The organism is Paenibacillus sp. F4 (assembly GCF_002894905.1).
Taxonomy (GTDB): domain Bacteria; phylum Bacillota; class Bacilli; order Paenibacillales; family Paenibacillaceae; genus Paenibacillus; species Paenibacillus polymyxa_B.
The window spans coordinates 170,084-191,701 of the sequence record NZ_POVS01000008.1; the positions used below are offsets into that span (position 1 = coordinate 170,084).

The window sequence follows — 21,618 nt, forward strand, 5'->3', positions numbered from 1 at the left end:
ATGCTTACCACAATTGAAAAGGTTAAGAGTCAGCTTGGTATCCTGATTGAGGATACTAGCGAAGATATCAACCTTAACATGTACATTTTGGCAGCGTCCCAAGCTATAGAGAGCTTTTGTCGAAGGTCTTTCAAAAAACAAACATATACCGAAGTGTTGGACGGTTCTGGATCGTCCTTTTTAGTGTTGCGTAATTTCCCGGTATTTTCTGGTCTTGCGACTATGGATAAGGAGGAATTTGATGTCGAGGCCAACGAGGATGGTATTTTATTTTTGCCCAAAGGCTGGAATACAGGACAGCGTAATATAACGGTTCGGTATGAGGCGGGGTATGTGCTTCCGGGTGATGATTCAGTTGATAATCCACGCACCTTGCCAGAGGCGGTAGAAGTGGCCTGTATATTTGTTGTTCAAGGGATGCTGCAAAATCCTACTGCAATAGGGGTTAAGTCTGAACGTGTCGGGGATATATCTGTTACCTATGGGGATACAGACGCATTATTTTCTTCAACCGTTCAGGCGCTTCTTGCGCCTTATGTGGGGAGGTGGGTGTAATAGCTGGAGCAAGACGGACACGAACTCGCCGCGCTAACGTGGAGTTGGATGAAACGAGTTTCCTTCCGGCAATTATGGCCAACTTAAACAAGCTTGCCAAAAAAGAGGTTCACATAGGTATGCAAGGCAACGCCGATTTAGCCATGATTGCAGGCGTTCATGAGTACGGCAGTGCAAAGATGAAAATCCCGGCCCGTAGCTTTATCGGGACTGGTAAAAAGAAATCTGCTGCTGGTATCTCCAAATGGGTCCGCACGAACATAACGCCTGTCGCTATGGGCGATATGGACGTTATGGCCTTCTTGGAGGAAATAGGAGTAATCGGGGAAACGAAGACGCTTGCTAATTTTAATAGGATTAAGCAGCCGCCACTATCACCGCTTTATGCCCGACGTAAACAGGGGAAAAAAATCCTCATTGCAGATGCGGACCTACGGGACAGCATTACTCATGTGATCGTGGACAAATAGGAGGGAAGTTATGCGTCAGTTTAGATTTGGGGGCATCCTTCGAAAATATACCGTGCCATATGTATTCATCCAGCCTGCAACCGGACAGGAGTATGACGAATACGGGGATGCTATTCCCGCAAAACCGAACCGCCAAATCAGGAAAGGGAACTTTCAACCTGTTGACGCAAAGCTTCAGCTTGCAGAAGGCGGCGAATATACAGATAAAGACCGTACGTTATACACTACCGGAACCCATAAAAACGGTGATCTAATCGAATATCAAGGCGAACAGTATACCGTGGATTCGGAACAGGACCGTGATTACATGGATGTAAATAAATATGTCGTTAAAAAGAGGGTTGCCAATGATCCAGTACAATGATATTCGCAAAGTGTGGGCGGAAGGGATTAAAAAGGACCTGGCTATTCAGGTCATTAACATGAATGGTACTGCAGCGGTTCCAACTGGTTCCTTTCTCACCTATACTTTCGAGGGAGTAGGCGAGGGGCGAGGGCAACCAGTATACACGCAGGAAAATAACAGGCTTGTACAGAGGGAGACAGTAGAATTTACTGTCTCCTTTATGTCGTCTGCTGAGGACCACATAACAGCCGTTAACATTGCGCTTCGTGTTCAGGACTGGCTACGGACTATTGGGCGTAATCGGCTCAAAGAACTGGATGTAGTGGTTTACAACATAGGGCCACTGGACAACCGGGATATCGTGGTTGGGAATGAGTGGGAACGGCGCATGGGCTTTGATGTGGATTTTCGTACAACTTCCGTTACGGATCAGGACCTTGAGTACATCGAAAAAGTGAAGATTGCAAACAAAATAATAACGTAAGGAGCTGATTGTTTTGGCGGTACGTGGAGACGTGCAAGTAATTATTAATATTCTTCGTCCTACTCCTAAAACCGGATTGGGTAGGCCGCTTATTATCGGTGCTGCTGCAGCGGCTACTGAATTTAAATTGTACTATGATCTGGACGCTGTTTTAGAGGACTTTGCGAATACGTCGCAGATTTATAAAGCTGCTTATGCTCTATTCAACCAGGGGAGTAATTCGCCGGAATCTATTGCGGTTATGCAGTACAAGACCGGGGACCCATTGGCAGACTTTCTTCCAAAGATTTTTTCGAAAGACTGGTACTATCTTGTATCTACTAGCCGCACGTTGGCAGATGTCACAGCGATAGGTGATGCGGTGGAACTGGATGATTCACGGTTATTTTTTATAGCTTCAAGCAGTAAAACGGATCTGGCCTCAATCAAGGCTAAGAAGTATACCCGTACAATAGCCTTTTACCATGAGGATATAACCAATTATCCTGACGCAGCTTGGATCGGCAGTGCCGGACAAAAGCCAGCCGGGTCATTGACTTGGAAGTTCAAACCGCTTAAAGGTATCGCGCCTATGGACATAACCGAAACAGAATTGCAAGCTATTCATGCACTGGGAGCGAACACCTATGTCACTAAGGCTGGAGACGATCAAACGTCCGAAGGGGTAACGGTGTCAGGGGAATACATTGATATTATGCAATGTCGGGACTGGCTCATACTTAATATTCAGTTGGGCGTGCAAAAATTGTTCTTCCGCCAGGACAAAGTGGGCTTTTCTAACTCTGGTATTGCTCAGATTGAAGCAGTCGTAAAGACGAATTTGCTGCGTGCCGATCAGCAAGGGATGATTGCCAAAGATGATGATGGTTTGCCCTTATACTCAACGGATTTTAAACCTCGATCTGAGGTAGACCCAGCAGACCGGGAAAAACGTGAGTACAACGATGCAAAATTCACATTTGAACTGGATGGAGCAATTCATAAGTCAAAAATCACTGGATTAATCCAGATTTAAGGAGTTGATTTAATTGCCTAAAACAACCACATATGATCCTATGGACCTCTCCACATCTGTTGGAGGGGTTTTTCTTACGGGTTTTTCTGAGGACTTGGTAGAGTGGGAAAAAGACGAAGATTCCAATACCTTCAAGGTCGGAGCGCAAGGGGATGTACTTGTAACGAAGGTAAATAACCCACTCGCTACACTCAAAATCACATTGCTTGCAACAAGTCCGCAAGTGGCATACATGGACAAACTGGCCGTTACTGGTGAGGTCGTGGACGTTAGTGTTATTTACAACGGCACCCCAAAAGAAACCATTACAAGTACGGCCGGAGTGGTAAAAAAGCCTGCCGCACGGAAGTACGGTAACGAAGCCGATGACCGCGAATATGAAATCCAGCTCACAAACCACGAAATTCTTTAATCCAATAACTCAAATTTAAGGAGACGATAAACCATGTCAAATTTCAAACAAAAAAAGTTCACTTCTACGTCAGGTAAAGAATATTTGTTCCAGTTCCCAGGTATCCGTGCCGTTGCTCAAATATCTGACCGGGTTAAAAATAAATTCGGCATTGCATCGGATGAAAAATCAGCGGATGAAGTGCTGAAGCATGTTGTAGTTGAACCAAAAATGAAAATTGAAGACTTCGGCACTGATGTTAAGGAGTTTAACGAGGTTATTTTTGCTGCAATGCAGTTCATGAACGGAGTGGATGAAGATGATAAGTCAGAAGGAAGCGGAGCGACGAGCGAGGGCTAATTGGCGTACTTGGCGGCTGCTCCTGTCAGACATGAACATAAACTATTCTGACCTGAATGAAATGGATCATGACGATATAGCGGAAGCTAACGCCGCTTTGGATATCTATTTGAAACAGCAGGACAGAGCAGCAAATAAAAAATGATTTGAGCGCCTATATAGGGCGCTCTTTTTGTTGTGAGGTGAATATATGGCTGGCGGCGTAATAGGTAACTTAATGTTTGCCGTAGGTTTTAAGATTGCAGAGGGTCCGTTACGCCGGGCTGAGGACCAACTGAGCAGCTTACGCGGTGGGGTGTTTGCTTTCGGAGCTGCTGCAACAGCGGCTATGGGTGCTTTTGCCATAGCATCTGTAAAGGCTGCATCTGACTTTGAAAAGAATATGTCTCAGATGCAAATGGCCACCGGGCAAACGGATCAACAAATGTTGGCAACGAAAGAAATAGCCAAGAATTTGTATTCCCAAAACTTCGGGGAAAATTGGCAGGACTTGAGCGGCGCTATTAGCACCACGGCGCAGATAACAGGACAGACAGGGGCGGCGCTGGAGGGAACAACCAAAAATGCAATGCTTTTGGGCCGAGCCTTTAATTTTGAGGTTGGGGAATCTGTAAAGACGACTGACACCATGATGCGACAGTTTGGTATTACATCCGAGCAATCCATGACGTTGTTGGCGCAGGGGGCGCAAAAGGGGCTTGATAAAACTGGGGAGCTGCTTGACACAGCTAACGAGTATTCCGTTTCCTTTAAAACCCTGGGGTTCTCCGCTAACGATATGTTTGATACACTCGCTGCGGGAAGTGGTAGCGCCTTCCAATTAGATAAAGTTGGGGACGCAGTCAAAGAATTTAATATTAGGGCGAAAGACGGTTCCAAGACCACAACACAAGCTTTCCAGATGCTTGGACTAGATGCAGATAAAATGTCTCGTACATTTGCAGAGGGTGGACCAAAGGCACGTGATTCCTTCCGGCAAATTACCCGGATGTTGGCGGATATCGAAAATCCGGTAGAGCGAAACACCATAGGGGTGGCCTTGATGGGGTCGCAGTTTGAAGACCTGGAGGCCAAAACGATTATCGCTATGGGTGGAGCTAGGAAACAGTTTGACATGACCAAGGACACCATGAATGAGATAAACAAGGTCAGGTTTAACAGCCCTGGTGAGGCTTTAGCGATGTTTGGTAGGCAGATAGAAACTGGGATCTTAATACCTGTTGGTCAAAAGCTGCTACCATACCTCAATCGCTTTGGACAGTGGGTGTCCGACCACAAGCCCCAAATAGAGGCGTTTGGCGCTGCTATAGGGGATAAGGTAGGCAAGGCCATTGAGTGGCTTACAACCAAAGCACAAGAGCTATGGCCCACACTTCAAAGTGTGGGCCATACAATTGCGGGTGTTGTACAAAAAATGGCGAGTTTCGAGGGTGTAGCGCCTAAAATAGCAGGCATTGCAGCCGCGTTAGTAACCTATAAAGCTGTCGTAACTACAATTGCAGTTGCCACACGTTTATGGACAGCAGTTCAATTGGCTTTAAACGTGGCAATGACCCTTAACCCGATTGGGCTGGTGGTGGCTCTAATTGCCGGATTAGTTGTAGCATTTGTTGTGGCTTACAAAAAATCTGAAAAATTTAGAAATATCATAAATGGGGCATGGGCTGGGATCAAAACTGCCTTTGCTGCAACTATGAACTTTTTCACCACGACTGTTCCAAATGTTTTTAATGCCATTGTTAATTTCATTGTTCAATGGGGGCCGACCTTCTTAATTTCTTTGACTGGACCGATTGGGTGGGCCGTGGCCGCTGTCGTAAAGTATTGGGATGAGATAAAAGCTTTCACTGTTCTGACCTTCATGACCATTCAGATGTGGCTAGTTACTGTCTGGACTGGGATAACCGGAAGTATTAGCGGGGCTGTATCGTCAATATGGAGCCGTATAACCAACGCTTGGAACAATGTAAAGACAACTACGTCGAATATTTTCAATGGCGTGAAGTCTTTTCTCTCAAGCGTGTGGAATAGCATTCTTTCTACCATTTCGACGACTGTTACAAATATTTGGAACAAAATAACTGGTATCTGGAACCAAATTATCAGCTACCTTCAAGGCATCAATCTTTTTGAAGTAGGTAAGAACATAATCGAAGGCATGATTAACGGGATTATGTCTATGGCTAATGCCGTAGTGGACAAGGTTAAGGGTATCGGTGACAGTATACAAAACAGTATCAAAAGCGCACTTGATATTCATTCACCTTCCCGCGTAATGATGGAGCTTGGTTTCTTTACAGGCGAAGGCTTGGCGAGAGGGATTGAGGGAACTCAGGATCGTGTGGCTGCTGCTGCAACTGGCATGACGGACGAGATTATACCATCCACAAATAGCCCAACAAGTTCGCCAGCTCGTAAATTAGCCCCGGCCCGTGTAGGCGGAGGGGGCAGCGCAGGCGGTGCATTTAATTTTAATGTAAACATCGACCTTCGGGCAGACGCTTCCAGTGCTTCGGTCGCTGGAGACGTGGGCGAGGAAGTTCGCCGCCAAATGCAAAAGGTCCTTGAAGAAGCATTCCGCCGGATGGGGCTACCTACACCGGAGGTGAATATGTAATGGCAATGATAGATAGTCACTACATTTGGATTGAGAAAGAGTCACCCACATTCGATGTGGAGATTACTTCGCAACCCGTCGAAAAAGGAATAGATATGGTGGACCATGTGCAGCGTAAAGCCCGGACAATGCCCCTTAATGGGGTTATATCCGGGCCGGATGCGGCGCGTGTGCTTACATATCTTAAAAAGGCTAGTGATACTGGACAGATTGTAAAGTACGTGGGGCGTACAGCTTTCACTGGAATTATATCCGGCCTAGCTACTGACCACGACTATACAAACGCAGACGGTTACGCCGTTTCCTTTACTCTTACTGAGGTCCTTGTCGCTCAATCCTCCTACGTGGGTAAGCTGCCGCTTCCTGTTAAATCTCAGGCGGCGAAGATAGTAAATAGTGGTGTGAAGCAGAAAAAGGACAAAAAGAAATCAGGCAAAAAGGACAAGACCAAGAGCAAGAAAAGTAAAAAGGGTAAGGGTAAAAAGGAAAAGGAAAAGGTACAGAAGGTAAAATTCAAAAAGGGCAGTCCTTGGGCGTGAGGTGACTTATGGACTACGAATATATTGATATAGAAAAGGAAAACATCCCTTACCGTTTCGATATTGAGCTGGCTGAACAAATGTACACCTTCGAGGTTCATTACAATTCGGATTTTGACTATTTTACTGTGGATTTGGAATTGGACGGAGAAGTATTGGTTTACGGGGAAAAGATCGTATACGGCATACCGCTGTTCTATGATGTGCAAGACGACAGATTCCCGAAAGTACCCATCGTTCCCTATGACGAATCCGAAAACAGTACAGCCGTAACATGGGACACGCTCGGTGTGAGCGTGTTTCTTTATGTTATAGAGGAAGAGGATGAGGACGATGCGTAATTTTGGACGCGTGATAGAGGTCTTGACCGCTGGTATGAAATTTTCCTCCGACAAGTACAACATTGAGGGCAAGGTCCCTTTCGATACCGATACCTTGCCGAACGAATCAGAAATCAAAATTTGGAATTTGGCAGAGACAACCATAAACAATATTAAACGCGGTAAGGTGCTCATGCTTAATGCTGGATACAGGGATGATGTCGGCCTGTTGCTGCATGGCTACATATCCAACGTGGACACGGTTTGGGAGGGCGTGGACAAGATTACCACCATCCACGTGTTGGACAGCGAAGACCTTTCCAAACGTGAGATAAAGGAAATTGCTTTTGCCGAAAACACACTCGCCAGCAAAATTATTAAACAGATGGCAAGCTATATCGGTCTACCTATCGCTCAATTTAATCTTAACCAGGATTACCGTTATCAGGACGGCTACACCGCCAAGGGCAAGGTAACGGAAATAATCGCAAAGGTCGCTAAGGATTGCGGGACCAGCGTTTATATAAACAAAAACAAGCTGTACGTTCGTAATCTGCGGAGTGGAGGGGATAACGTGTTTGCGGTCAATACCAAAACTGGATTGATTGGGACGCCGGGACGATTCGAAAAGGATGGGGCCAAGGGCTTTAACATAAAGATGCAGCTCCAGCACCGGGTTACCACCGCAAGCGCGCTTAACCTGTCCTATTCCCGTTTTACCGGGAAAGCACATGTCCGCAGCGGTTCCCATACATTCAGTCGTACCGGGGATTTTGTAACGGAAGTGGAGGCGATTTTATGAAGGTTGATCCTGCCGCCGCTATGTCTGCTTTGTTGGATGGCTTTCTGTCGAAGCTGTACACAGATTTTAATGTGGCCTTCCCTTGCGAGGTGCTTTCTTTTGATGAAAGCAAAAAGACCGCAAGCGTACGACCTTTAATCCGAACAGGTACAGATGATCCTGCTATGATCCAAGCTGTTCCGGGGCTGGGGTTTCGTCTGAAACCGAAGGATGGAGGTGAGGCCGTGGAGTACGTGCCTGAGTATAAAAAGGGTGATGTGGTTTATGTGGTCGTTGCAGACAGGGAAATACGTAATGGTCTGGCCGGGAAGGTAGCTACGCCGGACACGGCAAGACAACATGATAGCAATGACGCGGTTATAGTCGGGATATTCCCGGCTTCTTTTAGTTAGGGGGTATGTAATCTTGCAATCATTCAAACTTACCGCTGATGGAGATTTGGAGTTCGATAGCCGGGGGGAACTGGTATTGATTGAGGATGATGAGGAATTGGCACAATGCTGCCGGGTTGCCCTTGGTACTAATGAGGGGGAATGGTTTCTTAACCCTGAAATTGGACTTGCTTTCCGTTTGTTCCTTGGAAAGCTCGCCAGCGAGGAAGAAATGAGAAATGAGCTAACCCGTGCATTGTTGCAGGAAGAACGAATAGAGAGCGTGGACGATGTTACATTTTCCGTTGACCGCGCGGCCCGGCTGCTAACAGTTACGTTCAAGGCAACCGGGACCAATGGCGAGATAATCCAGCAGGAAGGGGTGAGCATTAATGCTGGATGAAAAGGGCTTTAAACGTAAACGGTTCGATGACCTGATTGATGAAATGGAAGACAAGGCCAAGGAGGTATATGGCGACAAAATTAATACGTCTGCCCTCTCTCCGTTGGGTATTATCTTGCGGATATTCGCATGGTTTCTCGCTACTGTTTGGGGGCTTGCGGAAAAAGTATATTACAGCGCCTATGTTAACACCGCAGAGGGGGCCAGCTTAGACCGTCTTGGCCCACATGTCGGGGTATCACGTATCCTTTCGCAATATGCAACTGGCAGCGTAACACTTACAGGTACGTCCGGCTATACAGTGCCATCGGGTTTTTTGGTGTCAACCGATTCGGATATTCAGTTTGAAACCACGGCTGAATCAACTTTCCCAGCTTCCGGCAGTATGACGGTTCCCGTGGAGGCGATGGAGGCAGGTTTGTCCGGTAATGTGCCAGAGGGAACAGTAACAATCATCGTTAACCCGGTACCGGAAGTGACAGCAGTAAACAATCCCGCTGCTATTCTTGGCGGACGCGACAAGGAAACAGACCCGGAATTTAGGGATAAATTCAGCTTATCCGTAGCTGGTGGCGGATCAGCGACAGGCGATGCGATACGGGGGGCGGTGCTTCGCGTAACTGGAGTACGTGCGGCAGCGGTAATTATCAACAATAAAATCGTCCCTGATGCTGCTGGTCGTCCAGCAAAATCATATCAGGTTTACGCTCTTGGTGGATCAGACACTGACATAGCCAACGCAATCTTATCCGTTGGAGCTGCGGGCATTGAATCTCACGGCGATATCTCCATGCAAGTTAAGGACCTTAGTGGGAACCTACAGCCGATTAAATTTAGTCGTGCTGAGGTTGTGCCTGTTCACATAAAAATTCAGGTTTATAAAAGCACCGCGTATCCCGCTGACGGAGACGATCAGGTTAAGTCGAAATTGGTAAGGTTTATTGGTGGTGCTGACCTTGATGGGACAGTTTACGCAGGCTTGAGCATGGGCGAGGATGTGGTCATGATGCGTCTTGCTGCCGCTGCCTATTCCATTGCAGGCGTGGAAGATGTGATTATAGAACTTTCCGCGAACGGAACGAGTTACGGGCCGCATAATTTGGTTGTGGACGTGCAACAAGTGGCTCAAACTGCTGCGGAGTGGATCGAGGTGACACGGCATGATTTCAGCGGTTGACCTTATCAAGAAATTGACTGATGTGTTTGCCAAAAATTCGAACGGTAACATAGGTAAACTATTTTCAATTGTAGCTGGCCCGATAAATGAATTAGAAACTACATTCAAAACAATTGAAGAATGGCGAGATATCTCCACTGCAAAGGGAACTACATTGGATCTTATCGGTGGAAATGTGGGACAACTTCGAGGGGTGGCCACTGATGAAATTTACCGGATAATGATAAAAAGCAAGATAGCCCGTAACCTGTCCAAAGGGGACGTAAATACGATTATACGGGTTATTGCCCTTGCGGTTGGCGCAGATTACAGCGAAATTAAGATTCAGCAGAAATTTAGTGATCCGCTGGACCCGGAACCAGCGGCGTTATCTCTCATGCGCCTGCCGCTGGAAAAGTTGAACGAATCCGGCATAGAGTTGTCTCAATTCGTGCAGATAATCCAAAAGACGGTTGCGGCCGGAGTAAGCGTTCAGTCAATCGAATTGGCGGGAACGTTTGAATTTGGCAGCCTGCCGGAAGAATACGACACCGAACGTGGATGGGGCAGTACGGATGATTCGGTCATTGGCGGCAGGCTGGGCGCAGTTTATGAACCGGGTAAAAATACGGATCTGCCTATTTAGAAAGGAGTAATACAATGCCATTTAATAAAAAACTGCCTGAGTGGTTTGCCGAAGGTATTGAGCCGACCACAACGCAGAAAACCACCGGGTATATACCGGGGCTGAAACCTCCAGCACAATGGTTCAACTGGCATCTTAATACGGCTTACTTAGCAATGCAGGAGTTGCAACAAAATGCAGTTCACAAGGAGATTTTTGAATCTCGTTTTGACACCATAGACACTAAATCTATAACGCTGAATGCAGGTGTACAGATACTTAACGCTGTGAAGGCAGCTCCATTTTCTCTGTCCGAAATAACCGGGCGAATGCTGGTGAATCTGCTGGGCCGTATGGGTAATTGCGAAAGCGTGGGCCTGTGGTCGTCCAATACCACAATCGTAACGGATACAGCTAACAAAACCAGCGGGACCAGCTCATTTAAGCTTACGCTTGGTTCTGTGCCTGCTACAGCTTCAGCAAGCTTTTTGACCACGCCGGGGAGAAAGTACATTGCTGTTGCAGATGTGAAAAACGGCAACACCAGTAAGATTGCCATATCCATCAACGGCCTTGCTGGAGCGGCAGGAAACGAAGTAACATCGGCCTCTGCTTTTGCTCCGTCCGTTGTGCGGTTTGCGGCTACAGATTATTTCCACATCGTCACGATCACAGGCACGGGTGCGGCTGGTAATACGTTTAATATGGATAGTGTGCGCGTGTACGAGATCAGTGAGGCAGACTACGCAGCAGCCGCAAGCCTTACGCCAGCACAGGCCGCAGCTAAGTATCCTTATGTTGATAGTGTAATGCCTGTGCGAAATCCGTATGTGATACGGTACGGGGAAAATTTACTACCACCCGTCTATACATGGGTGAATAATAATGGATTGACGGATTCTAATGTTAAAATTTTGGACGATTATGGGTTTAGTATGACCACTACAACGGTTCAACAATGGAGGGCTGCCGCATCTGTGAAAGTCCTTCCTAATACTACGTATACTCTATCTGCTACGCACAATGGGTTGCTAGGAGTATACGGTGTAGACCAAAAGGCGGTAATCACAGGCGGGGTTGCAGGGGGTAACGTGACTTTCAATTCTGGGAACAATACCGCCTTGGACATATCTCTTTCCAACAAAACGGACACCGCTGGAACGTTCACAGGAACAAGTTTTATGCTCAATATCGGCAGCACAGCCAAACCATTCAAACCGCGTGAAGACTCAATGTTAGCGTTGCAAACAGACCTGTACGCCGATCCAGTTACGGGAGCCAATGCGGATACAGTTTTTGAGCGTGACGGGCAATACTTCAAGTCCAAGAAGTGGCAAGGGCTCACGCTTGATGGTAATTTAGCGTGGATTTACTTCGAGTCAGGAACGGGCTACAAAGTCGTGAGGATTCCTGTTACTAATGGAGTGGTTGATAGTGAGAGGATAACAAAGTTTGATGGTAAGTTGGTTCAGCATGTTTTCCCGTTAAGCGGGCCGGATCAATCTCACCTTAGCCCTGAATCCGGCATTGTGGGCTTATCAATCTCTGTTGCAGACAGTGGATGGGCTGACAGCTACACGCCGACGTTAGACGACATCAAAGCGTACTTTTACGGGTACAAAGCCTATGATGCTAATACCATCACTCCTGCAAATGCTCAATCCATGACCACGGCGACATGGACAGGTACAGGTACTAAGTATTGGGTACAACGTGTCGGTGCAGCTAATTTCACACAATCCGTTCCGCAAACGTCCTACGTGGGGTATACGCCGTACCAACTTGTATACCGACTCGCAAAACCTACAGTTGATCCTGTCATTTCAGAAGGGCAGCTAACCTTTACCGAGGGCGATAATCAGGTTGAAGTGGGTACGGGGATTGTGCTGCGCGAAAGATCGGGTATCAATACTATGCCTGGTGTTTACGCCTATATAAATGCCGAGTTTCCTTTAAGGTACAAACCGAGGAATATCCTTTGTGTGTACAAGAATGGCAAAAAGGATTCACGATGGGAAGTTATTATTAGACCGGGTACAGACGTATTCGCACCCATAGGAATAGCATTTGCGCGGTTAGTTGAGGGACAATACGACCCCGCGGACATCTTTTCGACAACCTACCTTATGACAGACACATCGCCAGTCGTACCGTTCACAGGCTCCTATGCAGCCAACGAAAAAACGCTTTTAGCCGACTTGGTGGATGATGTACAACAAGTCAATGCGCGTTTGTCGGTAGTAGAGAACAAGAAGGCTGACAAAGATAATCCTGCATGGCTTACGCCTACGTTGCTTAATGGTTGGACTAATCATGACGTAACGTTGAGTCAGATATCTTACTTGAAAGATTCGGCAGGGTATGTCCACATAAAAGGTGTAGCTAAACCAGGAGCTATGAATACGAATGTTTTCCAGTTACCTGCGGGATATAGACCATCGCGTACAATCGTGGCAGGAGTGGCGGCGAATACAGACAGTGGACACGATGTTTTAGGGCGAATAAATATTGGAGCCAGTGGCAACGTTGCGATACTTGCTGTAGTTGGCATCACGATAACAAATACTGGTTGGGTTAGTTTGGACAGTTTGCCGCCGTTTCTGGCTGAACAATAAGGAGGTCTAACACATGAAAGTAGTACCAAAAGTAAATACAGATGGCTTCTATTTGGAAGATGAAGTAGTGGACGATGCCTTTTCCGGTGTCGTCCCTTTTTATGCCCAGCCGGATAACACCGATCAGAACGAGGATACTGAGCCGACAACGCCGGAACTTGTAGGATATACGGTTGGCGTACCGATTACAACGCCGGGTCTGTTCAAACCTCAATTTAACCTTGCCGCATGGAGGGCTTATGAGAGTGCCGTATACGAGGCACAGGAGGCGTATATTTCCGCAATGGGCGAATGGCAGGCTAAGGGCAGGGTAGCGGAGGAACAGCCTGTGTATGTTGCTCCTAAGCAGCCAGAGAAGCTATGGATTGAAGGGCTTACGCCAGAACAGATTGCAGAGCTGACCAAACCAGCTACGCCAAGCGAGGGAGACAAACTACGACAGCGGTTAAAGGACTTAGAATTGGTTATTACCGAACTTATGTTAGGCGAATGAGGGGAGGTGAACTGACATGGCTATGTCTATGCCGAGAGTCCGTATCTGTGCCAATGCCTGCATTACCCGGCTGGAGCGCGGAGAACCGGACGTTATTGTGATTTTGGATAGCTATCCTCTTAAAGAGGACGACCGCAATTTGGTGCTTGCAGAGATTTATTCCAAGCGTCCAGACCTTGCAGCCGATCCAGTACCTGAGCAACCGAAAGAACAAGTGTAACCAGCGCACCCAAAGGGATGCGCTATTTTTATGCCCCCGGAGTGGTCGGGGGCTTATTTATGTGAAAGGACGGGGACCAATGGAAGACAATTTAAGTGAGGTGAGCGCAGTTGTGGAAGAGACGACGAAGGCCCTAATGGGCATACAAATACAGCTTGCCCGGATGGAGAAGACTTTGGAGAGCGTACCAGCTATGGCGGCCACTTTGGAAGCTACGCGAGATTTGGCGCGGGAAGCAATGCAATCTTCCAAGTCGGCGCACCATAGGCTGGACAAGATTGAGGATGGTCAAAAGTGGTTATGGCGCACAATCAGTGGGTCAGCTATTGCTGTAGTGATCGGCGCAATTGTCACCGTACTTAAAATGGGAGGCGTATAAAATGGATTGGAATACTGTATGGTCGTTAATCGACCCTAAATTGTTAATCGTTGTGGCTGTTTGCTGGGTTATCGGTATCGGAATTAAGCGAACACCTAAAGTGCCGGACTGGAGCATCGTATATATCGTATCTGGTGTCGCTGTGCTGCTTACGGTATGGATGCAAGGATGGGGGCCACAGGCAGTTATCCAGGGTGTGCTGGCTGGTGCTTTTGCTGTCTACGGCAACCAACTGGTCAAACAGACCAAAAAGGGGGCTGACGAATAATGCGTAAAATATCGAAAGCTGGCATAGGCCTGATTAAATCATTTGAGGGATGCCGCTTAACAGCCTACAAGCCAGTGCAAACGGAAAAGTGGTGGACCATAGGTTGGGGCCATTATGGACAGGACGTTAAAGCAGGCATGACCATAACACAAGCTAAGGCCGATGCTATGTTGGTGGAGGATTTAGCCAAATACGAGGCGTATGTAAACAACCCGTCGTATGTCCCGGTAACGGACAAACTCACACAAAACCAGTTCGACGCACTCACAAGCTTCTGCTACAACTGCGGCGCGGGTAGTCTAAAGGCACTCTGTAAAGGTCGCACAGTGACGCAGATTGCCGCCAACATCACAAAGTACAATAAGTCCAGTGGCAGGGTACTGGCTGGGCTGGTGCGACGCAGAGAGGCAGAGCTAGCCTTGTATAACAAGCCAGATATTACAAAGGAGAAGGATGAAATTATGGAAAAAGCAAATGTAATCGTAAATGGTAAGACTATCGCTGACGTTAAGATGATTAACGGTACGACGTATGTTCCGCTACGGGCTGTGGGTGAGGCGTGGGGCGCTCAAGTAGACTGGAACAGTAAGACCAATACAGCAACAGTTAATAAGTAGAACAAAATGTCCCAGCTAACCTTAATTGGTCGGCTGGGACATTTTTTTATTCAAAGTAATTGCGGATACTTAACAACAGCGAAACAATACTTATTGCCCAGCCAGATAAGGATATGGTCCATAAGATTGCATCATACATAGAGTTACCTCCTATAGAGGGGCATATAGCCCCGCATTTTACAGACCCACAAACTCACGAGCCGTCTTCATGCATCTAACAGCCTTCTCCATTGGTGTACATCCGGTTTTTACTCTTTCCGCAAATTTAGCACGAAGCCAAATGATAAATTGTTCGTTATTCATGCCTTCCTACCTCCCACGTAAGGCCGCCGCCAGATTGTTTATATAAGTCCGTTATGTTATGATTGGGTATAGAAGGCGCTATGTAAGCCGCCCTCTACCAAGGAATCCTTAACGTTTGCGCCGCACGCGTCGTTTGGTTCCTTTTTTGTTTTTCTTGCTCTCTTTAAACACTTTGACCAAACCGATAATTGCAGTTATCAGGTTTGTGAGTGCTGTGGAGAGCAAGACCCAATCTATTGCTCTCAATTTATATCACCTCCTTACATATTCTATTTTACAGCATTTAAAATGCTTTGTAAATAGTTTTATTGAGTGTTGCAAAAATATTTTAAATGCTGTAAAATTCGCATAACAGGAGTGTGATTTTATGGCTGGAAGACCACCGAAAAAAGATAAGAAGATTAGAGAGGCTATCTATTTTGAGCCGGAATTGTTGGAATGGCTCCAAGAGAAGGCAGAGCAAGAGAAATGTACAGTAAGTGTGTTGGTAAATAGGATGACTGCACAAGCAAAAGAGCAGGAGGGATAAGGCCTCACTGCTCTTTTAAATAAAAAAAAGCCCTCGACATGAGGACTTGTGGTATAATCTGGATTGGACAACGGGTGGGGGTCACGGCGCAGCCTTCTGTAAAGGAGGTGATTGCCGCCATGACTGCACTTGGTACGCTTTATCTGCTCTTGAAAGTAACTGCAACGGTACTAAGCCTTTGGTTTAGTTCTCGCAAGTTTTTCCGATGGATCAGACGTAGACGTAACAAGCGCAAAACCCACCGCTAAAGGTTGGTCGCCTACGGTGGGTTTTGCTGTAATCACAGTAATATATGCGCGCCGCGAAGGCACACTTCGTTGTTCTAGGGGAGAGTTGCGTCTCCCTTATTTCTATTCTTATGTTATCATATCTATTCTATACAGGCAATGTAATTGCCTTTGTTGCCTATAGTCAAATATTAAAACCCCGGATTGCTCCGGGGCTTTTTTATTTGAGTTTATTTAAGCTCAAGTTTAACTGAGTATTCTTTTCTCTTTTGATCCATACCCAGTCCATCACCTTCAGTTACATACCATTTGATTTTAACCCATTTAATATCTGCGGCATGGCCGCGTTTCAGGAACCAAATTACATTTCCTTCTTTTATAACGCCTTCTTCAATTTCCCCGCCTATGTGGTCGGACAATACCATTTCGGGTTTTAATTGCTCACCAGTTGAAGTAACAATTTCGGCTTGGTCTGGGTAAGTGGTGTATAGGTTTTTGGTGGTATTTTCAATTTTAAATTTAACCCCAACAGCAGATGCAGTGAAATCGTTTGGGTTCTCTTTTTTAGGGGCGCGATCCGTTACTACTACTTTTTCAATACTAGATTTAACACCATTCCACGTGTCTGTCCATTTTGCATCGTTGTAATATGTCCAAATGTCGTCGGCCTTTTTCTCTGCTTCAGCAGGCGCAGCACCTTCTTTAGTAGCCGCTGGTTCAGCCTTTGGAGTGTCCTTAGCTGGCTGGCTTTCTACTTTGGCCTGTGTAGGAGTTTCATCCTTAATTGTAGTCTTATCAGCTCCACATCCTGCAAGCAAGACCACTGCCGCGATAGCTGCAACTGTGATACCTAATGTCCTTTTCAACTTTCTTCCCCCTATTTAACCAAAAATTTTATAGAATTAGTATATATGACCTAGGAATATTTTTCTAGTGCGAAAGTTTTAGATGTGGCATATAAAGACTCTTGTGCGGAACAAATGTTCGCTATATAATTTGTGCATAACAATACAGGAGGCGGATTCAATGGGAAAGAAACTTGAGGGTAATGGATTATGGGAGAGTTCACGGATTATCCTGCCGGAACATAAAGAGGGATACTTACGTTTAATGAAAGACCGTCAGCGGCGCGGTAAACCGGAGCTGGATGACCAAGAGGTGCAATTGATTGAACAGGCGCTAATAGACTCTTACAACTCACGCCAGCCTGTCAGCGTGACTGTATTTAGCCCGTTTGACGATGAGGTCATGACTGGTGTGATAACAGTAATCAACACGGCTAGACGCGAAGTAAAGCTATCTCGTGGGGAAGATGATTTTAGTTGGATTAAGCTAGAGGATATTGTTTCGACAAATTTTTAAAATCTCTTGCTTACGTCATGCGCCACTATATAATTAAGGTAGATTAATTAGATAGGCGGTGTGAGGTGTTAAGTAATTTGCTTTATATAATTATTGGGGTGTTTGATGCACTAGCTATTCTTTTGCTGCCTTTGGCATTGTATATGCTCCCCATAAAGGACTATAAGTATAAGATTATCCTTTTTGCTGTTGCTATATCTCTTGTATCCTTTTTGATGCGGATTGTACTAAACGTACCTAAGTTGGACTTACCTTTGCAGTATGCACTATTTTCAATGTTTTTTCGTTTAGGATTAAAAATAAAATTGCACTGGTCTGCTTTTATATTGGGAGTTGCCATAAGTGCCTATGCCACTATGCAAATGGCTATTTTTTATGTATATAAGTTTTTTGACATGATGCAGATTGGCGTATTAAAGGAAAACGCCAATCTGCAAGTGTTTTTGTTGCAAGGTACATCTATACTTATCACTTATCTTATAGCCGCACTTTTTAAGTTATATGGAACTGGGTTTTCCTTTATATCGGCGCCTCCCCATGATTTTATCTGGAGAGAAGACTATAGAACGAGAGAAAACAAAATGGTCTTAACAAGCACTCTGTTTTCGACAGTAACGATAAGTTTGGGAGTAATACTGTTATACTATTTAAATCCACTTGCAATACTGCTGGTGTCTGTATTCACTTTTGCCCTTTCTTATATCTTCTCCAAAAGGAGTGATGAGGAAGATGCTAGAAAAGCTCTCGAAGCGCATCGCAACCGCAATAAAAAAAGCTGATCCAGACGGACCCGGAAGTGTGGAGGTATTAACTTACTCCATAGGTATAAAACTTAATTGGTACTCGGGTCTAATACTAACGATCCTATTTGGTTGGATAGTGGGTGAAGTATTAAATTCCCTATTAGCATTCTTCTCATTTGTAGTTCTGCGGAAATTTTCGGGAGGGCTGCATTTCAAATCTCTAACAGTCTGTGCCATTTTTTCGGCTGCACTTTTCGCAGCAATTCCTTTGATACATTTGGGACATGATGGCACGTTACTTCTTACGGCCATATCGGCAGTAATTGTCCTTTGTATAGCCCCTCGCAAATCGGAGGACCTTAACCCTTCGGGGTTGGATCCGTATTTAAAATGGATTTCGTTAGTTATTGTATTTAGTAATTTTTTAATCCAATCCCCCGTAATTGCTTTATCTTTCACGGCACAGACCGTTCTCTTATTACCCTTGTGGAAGGGAGGTGAGCAACGATGAAAAAGGGAATCGCACGTTTTGTATCAAAAAGATTGGTACAAGATGCAGAAAAATCCTCTAAATGTGAAAAAACGCTTGTAGGCGCAATGCCAGTACCGCAAGAACTAAAACTAAAGAAATGATTTAAACCCAATGGACAACGACAACAGAGAGATTTTTGCACCGGAAGTTTTGCCAGATGGGCAATACGGAGAACGGTATTCGTTTTTTGAAAATGATTTAGTGTGTGTAGAACGATGGATACCGAAGTCAAATTATGAAATACCCTTTTTTATTACAATGGATGGAAACTTCACTGCTCCAACAACACACGGGGAATTCGCCGATGGATTCCCCAATTTCCTTAGTCTGGATACTGGTAATTTAGTGAATTTAAAAAATGTCTCCAGAGCGGAAATAGGCGACTATGGAGGTAAGGTTTTTTTCGGTGGAACAGACATGCATACCAGTGTTAACAAACTTAATTCAGTTATATTGGCTAAACTATTAGAAGCCGCAAAAAAACGTCCGGATGATCAGCGTTTTATTGTGGGCACAGTTAATTCTAGGTCAGGTCTTTTTCCTGCTAAAGATATTTGTTATCTGGATATGTGGGGCCCTAAAAAGAATTATCATGTGCCGCGTTTCCACCACTCAAACGGCTTCCATGTAGTCGCTCTAACCATCCGCAACTGCCAGGAGGCTTTTCCTTATTTATTTCCCGCCACTCCGGGCCACCTGATAAATGTATCCAAGGTAGCCGGATATGACGAACATAGTTTTGGCGCAATGGTAAAATTTGAAGGGACGGATTATACTTGCCCTATCTCCAATCCAAAACTTAAGGCTCTAAAAAAATATCTCAAAAACAAATAAACCCGGCCTATGGTCGGGTTTATTTAACATATTTTATTTTTGGTGTCAAGATCAATCTACCCTAGGATAGCGCAAATCGATTCGACATTAGACGACATTGTTTGCATATATGTCATGTTACGATGCTGATATAAAAGGTTAAGACGTTGTAAAAAATGGCATTTGTATTTATAATGAGAACATGCGTTTGCCTTTTAGGGATAAAGGAGGTACTTAAGAATCATTATTATGCAGGTAAATAAATAAAAAGCGGAGTGTGGGACATATGCAAAAACATATTATTGAGGTGCAGAAAGAATTGAGAGACGATGATATTGAAAAGTTCGTTTGTGCTATGCTAATTATTAGGTCTATTAAACCTCCAGTAAGTATTGAACTGATAATGCCGACGAAAAAAAAGCTGCTTGAAGTAAGCAGCTTATTCATGGGGCAATAATGGGGCAGATATTTAGAGTCTGTTTGATAATATAGACTAAGATATACATAGATAGAAAAAGCAATTTTGCTTAATCGCAGCCATTTGAGTAATCAAGAAGCCATATGAATATGTCGCAAATCAGCCTTCCAAGCTGATAGCGTGGGTTCGATTCCCATCACCCGCTTACTGTTTTAAGAAGTTCGGAACCCTTGTGACACAAGGTTTTTTGTTTTGTTTGGAGCTAGATAAATACATTATAGCTGGGGTGCCGACGGGGGTATCGCGGCTTTTTGCGTTCTTACGAACTATTTTTACATTGCTGCACAAAAATAAAATATAAAATATTTAGCTTAAATGCTATAAATAAACAGATAAAAAGAACTATTTACCAATTACTAAAAAATAAGTATAGTCGCATTGTCGGGATTTAACTTAAAAAGGGATGGTGTAGCTGCAATGAGGAAAATTTCTTTTCTGTTTTTAGCATTAACTTTGATGCTGTTTACTTTTTCAGCAAGTTCTACGTTCGCCGCTGCTGATTTTCCAAATACGTCGACGAATGGAATGACTGGTTTTGCCGGACAAGCTAAAAGTGAAAATGGAGCTACTAAGCCTGCCACAACGGGGGGAAAAGGCGGTCAGATCATCTATATCAATAATCTAAACGATTTGAAAAACCAGTTAGGGGATTCAACTCCTAAAATTCTGGTAATCGAAAAAAATATTTCTGCCTCCTCTAAAACCGTGGTCAACATTGGTTCCAACAAATCACTCATTGGTTCTTATGCTCAAAACAAGCTGGTTAACATTCATTTGAAAACAACGAATAATTCAGGAAATGTGATCTTTCAAAATTTAACTTTTGAGCACAGTGCCAACATTAATGGTAACGATGACATCCAACTTTATCTCACTGCAGGTACAAATTATTGGATTGATCATGTTACATTTGCAGGTCACAATTATAATGCGAATGGCTCGGATCTGGACAAACTTTTGTACATAGGTCAATCGGCTGATTATGTAACCATTAGTAACTCCAAATTTGCTAATCATAAATATGGTCTCATTTTGGGATACCCTGATGATGGTAATAAAAATTATGATGGCATGCCCCATATCACGATCGCCAATAATTACTTTGAAAACTTACTTGTACGTGGCCCAGGACTTATGAGATATGGATATTTCCATGTTAAAAATAATTATATTAATAATTTCCAGCTTGCTTACACCATTGCTACGAATGCAAGAATCTATTCTGAGTACAACTACTTTGGAAAAGGTAGTGAAAAGGGCGGTATTCTTGATGATAAAGCCAATGGCGAGTTTAAAGATGTGGGGAGTTTTCCCGCCATCAACAACCAAAAATCGCGTGTAACCAGCTGGAATCCAAGCAAAAACTATAGCTATCAGGTTCAGACTCCTGAATATACTAAAGAGTTTGTAACGAAATATGCAGGTTCGTCCAATACAACTTTGGTATTTGGAAAATAACGCGGGTTATTTGCAAATGTGTTGTGATCTGCTATACTGACTGCAAGTAAGTATCCCATGAAAAGGAAGGTAACCATACGTCCGATGAAGTAAGCACACTGATTTTCCCACTTAACTGCACAGTTAC

At 44.8% G+C, this 21,618-nt stretch carries 32 protein-coding genes; 29 read left to right on the forward strand and 3 right to left on the reverse strand.

Translation table 11 applies throughout. The annotated features are described in order from the left end of the window. From C1T21_RS06695 to C1T21_RS06795, 21 genes are all read left to right on the forward strand, one after another. On the forward strand, positions 1-555 hold the full coding sequence (locus tag C1T21_RS06695) for a phage head-tail connector protein (RefSeq protein ID WP_103047693.1): 555 nt from the start codon (positions 1-3) through the stop codon (positions 553-555). Further along, a complete protein-coding gene (locus tag C1T21_RS06700) occupies positions 546-1,025 on the forward strand; it encodes a phage virion morphogenesis protein (RefSeq protein WP_258012383.1) in 480 nt (159 codons plus the stop codon). Before C1T21_RS06695 ends, C1T21_RS06700 begins: the two co-directional genes overlap by 10 nt. 10 nt (positions 1,026-1,035) lie before the next feature. After that, positions 1,036-1,389 carry a hypothetical protein gene (locus C1T21_RS06705; protein WP_103047694.1) on the forward strand — a complete coding sequence of 118 codons (354 nt, stop codon included), beginning with the start codon at positions 1,036-1,038 and terminating at the stop codon, positions 1,387-1,389. Further along, entirely contained in the window at positions 1,373-1,855 is a 483-nt protein-coding gene (locus C1T21_RS06710) for a phage neck terminator protein (RefSeq protein ID WP_103047695.1), read from the forward strand. The genes C1T21_RS06705 and C1T21_RS06710 overlap by 17 nt, the downstream gene beginning before the upstream one ends. A 13-nt stretch (positions 1,856-1,868) precedes the next feature. Continuing rightward, the gene (locus tag C1T21_RS06715) at positions 1,869-2,870 is read left to right on the forward strand and encodes a DUF3383 family protein (protein WP_103047696.1); all 1,002 of its coding nucleotides are present in this window, start codon (positions 1,869-1,871) and stop codon (positions 2,868-2,870) included. A gap of 13 nt (positions 2,871-2,883) precedes the next feature. Further along, on the forward strand, positions 2,884-3,282 hold the full coding sequence (locus tag C1T21_RS06720; protein ID WP_103047697.1) for a phage structural protein: 399 nt from the start codon (positions 2,884-2,886) through the stop codon (positions 3,280-3,282). Between the two features lie 33 nt (positions 3,283-3,315). Then, positions 3,316-3,621: a hypothetical protein gene (locus C1T21_RS06725; RefSeq protein WP_103047698.1), complete on the forward strand. Its 306-nt coding sequence runs from the start codon at positions 3,316-3,318 to the stop codon at positions 3,619-3,621. A gap of 190 nt (positions 3,622-3,811) precedes the next feature. Then, positions 3,812-6,238 carry a phage tail tape measure protein gene (locus C1T21_RS06730; protein WP_103047699.1) on the forward strand — a complete coding sequence of 809 codons (2,427 nt, stop codon included), beginning with the start codon at positions 3,812-3,814 and terminating at the stop codon, positions 6,236-6,238. Next, positions 6,238-6,777 (forward strand): phage baseplate protein, encoded by a 540-nt coding sequence (locus C1T21_RS06735; RefSeq protein ID WP_103047700.1) that lies wholly within the window; start codon positions 6,238-6,240, stop codon positions 6,775-6,777. The genes C1T21_RS06730 and C1T21_RS06735 overlap by 1 nt, the downstream gene beginning before the upstream one ends. 8 nt (positions 6,778-6,785) lie before the next feature. After that, a complete protein-coding gene (locus C1T21_RS06740) occupies positions 6,786-7,118 on the forward strand; it encodes a phage baseplate plug family protein (protein ID WP_103047701.1) in 333 nt (110 codons plus the stop codon). Beyond that, positions 7,111-7,899 carry a phage protein gene (locus C1T21_RS06745; RefSeq protein ID WP_103047702.1) on the forward strand — a complete coding sequence of 263 codons (789 nt, stop codon included), beginning with the start codon at positions 7,111-7,113 and terminating at the stop codon, positions 7,897-7,899. The genes C1T21_RS06740 and C1T21_RS06745 overlap by 8 nt, the downstream gene beginning before the upstream one ends. Next, positions 7,896-8,291, forward strand: coding sequence for a Gp138 family membrane-puncturing spike protein (locus tag C1T21_RS06750; protein WP_103047703.1), 396 nt, complete (start codon positions 7,896-7,898; stop codon positions 8,289-8,291). Before C1T21_RS06745 ends, C1T21_RS06750 begins: the two co-directional genes overlap by 4 nt. A 13-nt stretch (positions 8,292-8,304) precedes the next feature. Next, on the forward strand, positions 8,305-8,673 hold the full coding sequence (locus C1T21_RS06755; RefSeq protein WP_103047704.1) for a DUF2634 domain-containing protein: 369 nt from the start codon (positions 8,305-8,307) through the stop codon (positions 8,671-8,673). Further along, the gene (locus tag C1T21_RS06760; protein WP_103047705.1) at positions 8,663-9,850 is read left to right on the forward strand and encodes a baseplate J/gp47 family protein; all 1,188 of its coding nucleotides are present in this window, start codon (positions 8,663-8,665) and stop codon (positions 9,848-9,850) included. The genes C1T21_RS06755 and C1T21_RS06760 overlap by 11 nt, the downstream gene beginning before the upstream one ends. Continuing rightward, a complete protein-coding gene (locus C1T21_RS06765) occupies positions 9,834-10,475 on the forward strand; it encodes a hypothetical protein (RefSeq protein WP_103047706.1) in 642 nt (213 codons plus the stop codon). Before C1T21_RS06760 ends, C1T21_RS06765 begins: the two co-directional genes overlap by 17 nt. A 14-nt stretch (positions 10,476-10,489) precedes the next feature. Beyond that, positions 10,490-13,069, forward strand: a complete 2,580-nt coding sequence (locus C1T21_RS06770; protein WP_103047707.1) for a hypothetical protein — start codon at positions 10,490-10,492, stop codon at positions 13,067-13,069. Positions 13,070-13,082: 13 nt separating this feature from the next. Then, positions 13,083-13,562, forward strand: a complete 480-nt coding sequence (locus C1T21_RS06775) for a hypothetical protein (RefSeq protein ID WP_103047708.1) — start codon at positions 13,083-13,085, stop codon at positions 13,560-13,562. A gap of 16 nt (positions 13,563-13,578) precedes the next feature. Then, positions 13,579-13,782 carry a hypothetical protein gene (locus tag C1T21_RS06780; protein WP_103047709.1) on the forward strand — a complete coding sequence of 68 codons (204 nt, stop codon included), beginning with the start codon at positions 13,579-13,581 and terminating at the stop codon, positions 13,780-13,782. A gap of 79 nt (positions 13,783-13,861) precedes the next feature. Then, positions 13,862-14,161 carry a hemolysin XhlA family protein gene (locus tag C1T21_RS06785; RefSeq protein WP_258012384.1) on the forward strand — a complete coding sequence of 100 codons (300 nt, stop codon included), beginning with the start codon at positions 13,862-13,864 and terminating at the stop codon, positions 14,159-14,161. Position 14,162: 1 nt separating this feature from the next. Continuing rightward, positions 14,163-14,429, forward strand: coding sequence for a phage holin family protein (locus C1T21_RS06790; RefSeq protein WP_103047710.1), 267 nt, complete (start codon positions 14,163-14,165; stop codon positions 14,427-14,429). After that, positions 14,429-15,046 (forward strand): glycoside hydrolase family protein, encoded by a 618-nt coding sequence (locus C1T21_RS06795; RefSeq protein WP_103047711.1) that lies wholly within the window; start codon positions 14,429-14,431, stop codon positions 15,044-15,046. Before C1T21_RS06790 ends, C1T21_RS06795 begins: the two co-directional genes overlap by 1 nt. A gap of 177 nt (positions 15,047-15,223) precedes the next feature. On the opposite strand, the gene C1T21_RS27805 is transcribed toward C1T21_RS06795, so the two are convergent. Further along, positions 15,224-15,349: a hypothetical protein gene (locus tag C1T21_RS27805; RefSeq protein WP_258012385.1), complete on the reverse strand. Its 126-nt coding sequence runs from the start codon at positions 15,347-15,349 to the stop codon at positions 15,224-15,226. Between the two features lie 108 nt (positions 15,350-15,457). After that, positions 15,458-15,595 (reverse strand): hypothetical protein, encoded by a 138-nt coding sequence (locus C1T21_RS27250; RefSeq protein WP_180984562.1) that lies wholly within the window; start codon positions 15,593-15,595, stop codon positions 15,458-15,460. Positions 15,596-15,716: 121 nt separating this feature from the next. Between C1T21_RS27250 and C1T21_RS27255 the strand changes: the two genes are divergently transcribed. Beyond that, on the forward strand, positions 15,717-15,878 hold the full coding sequence (locus C1T21_RS27255; RefSeq protein WP_167438774.1) for a hypothetical protein: 162 nt from the start codon (positions 15,717-15,719) through the stop codon (positions 15,876-15,878). Positions 15,879-16,335: 457 nt separating this feature from the next. Here the strand turns inward: C1T21_RS27255 and C1T21_RS06800 are convergent, their stop codons facing one another. After that, the gene (locus C1T21_RS06800; RefSeq protein WP_103047712.1) at positions 16,336-16,971 is read right to left on the reverse strand and encodes a hypothetical protein; all 636 of its coding nucleotides are present in this window, start codon (positions 16,969-16,971) and stop codon (positions 16,336-16,338) included. 160 nt (positions 16,972-17,131) lie between these two features. On the opposite strand from C1T21_RS06800, the gene C1T21_RS06805 reads away from it, so the two are divergent. From C1T21_RS06805 to C1T21_RS06825, 7 genes are all read left to right on the forward strand, one after another. After that, entirely contained in the window at positions 17,132-17,467 is a 336-nt protein-coding gene (locus tag C1T21_RS06805; protein ID WP_103047713.1) for a YolD-like family protein, read from the forward strand. A gap of 65 nt (positions 17,468-17,532) precedes the next feature. Continuing rightward, complete coding sequence (locus tag C1T21_RS06810; RefSeq protein WP_103047714.1) at positions 17,533-18,246, forward strand: hypothetical protein; 714 nt, start codon at positions 17,533-17,535, stop codon at positions 18,244-18,246. Beyond that, on the forward strand, positions 18,197-18,721 hold the full coding sequence (locus C1T21_RS28430) for an accessory gene regulator ArgB-like protein (RefSeq protein WP_180984563.1): 525 nt from the start codon (positions 18,197-18,199) through the stop codon (positions 18,719-18,721). Before C1T21_RS06810 ends, C1T21_RS28430 begins: the two co-directional genes overlap by 50 nt. Continuing rightward, positions 18,718-18,843, forward strand: coding sequence for a hypothetical protein (locus tag C1T21_RS27810; RefSeq protein WP_258012387.1), 126 nt, complete (start codon positions 18,718-18,720; stop codon positions 18,841-18,843). The genes C1T21_RS28430 and C1T21_RS27810 overlap by 4 nt, the downstream gene beginning before the upstream one ends. A 10-nt stretch (positions 18,844-18,853) precedes the next feature. Next, positions 18,854-19,576, forward strand: coding sequence for a hypothetical protein (locus tag C1T21_RS06820; RefSeq protein ID WP_103047716.1), 723 nt, complete (start codon positions 18,854-18,856; stop codon positions 19,574-19,576). Positions 19,577-19,841: 265 nt separating this feature from the next. Next, entirely contained in the window at positions 19,842-20,012 is a 171-nt protein-coding gene (locus C1T21_RS27260; RefSeq protein ID WP_180984564.1) for a hypothetical protein, read from the forward strand. Between the two features lie 477 nt (positions 20,013-20,489). Continuing rightward, positions 20,490-21,491 carry a polysaccharide lyase family 1 protein gene (locus C1T21_RS06825; RefSeq protein WP_258012389.1) on the forward strand — a complete coding sequence of 334 codons (1,002 nt, stop codon included), beginning with the start codon at positions 20,490-20,492 and terminating at the stop codon, positions 21,489-21,491. Positions 21,492-21,618 lie beyond the last annotated feature (127 nt).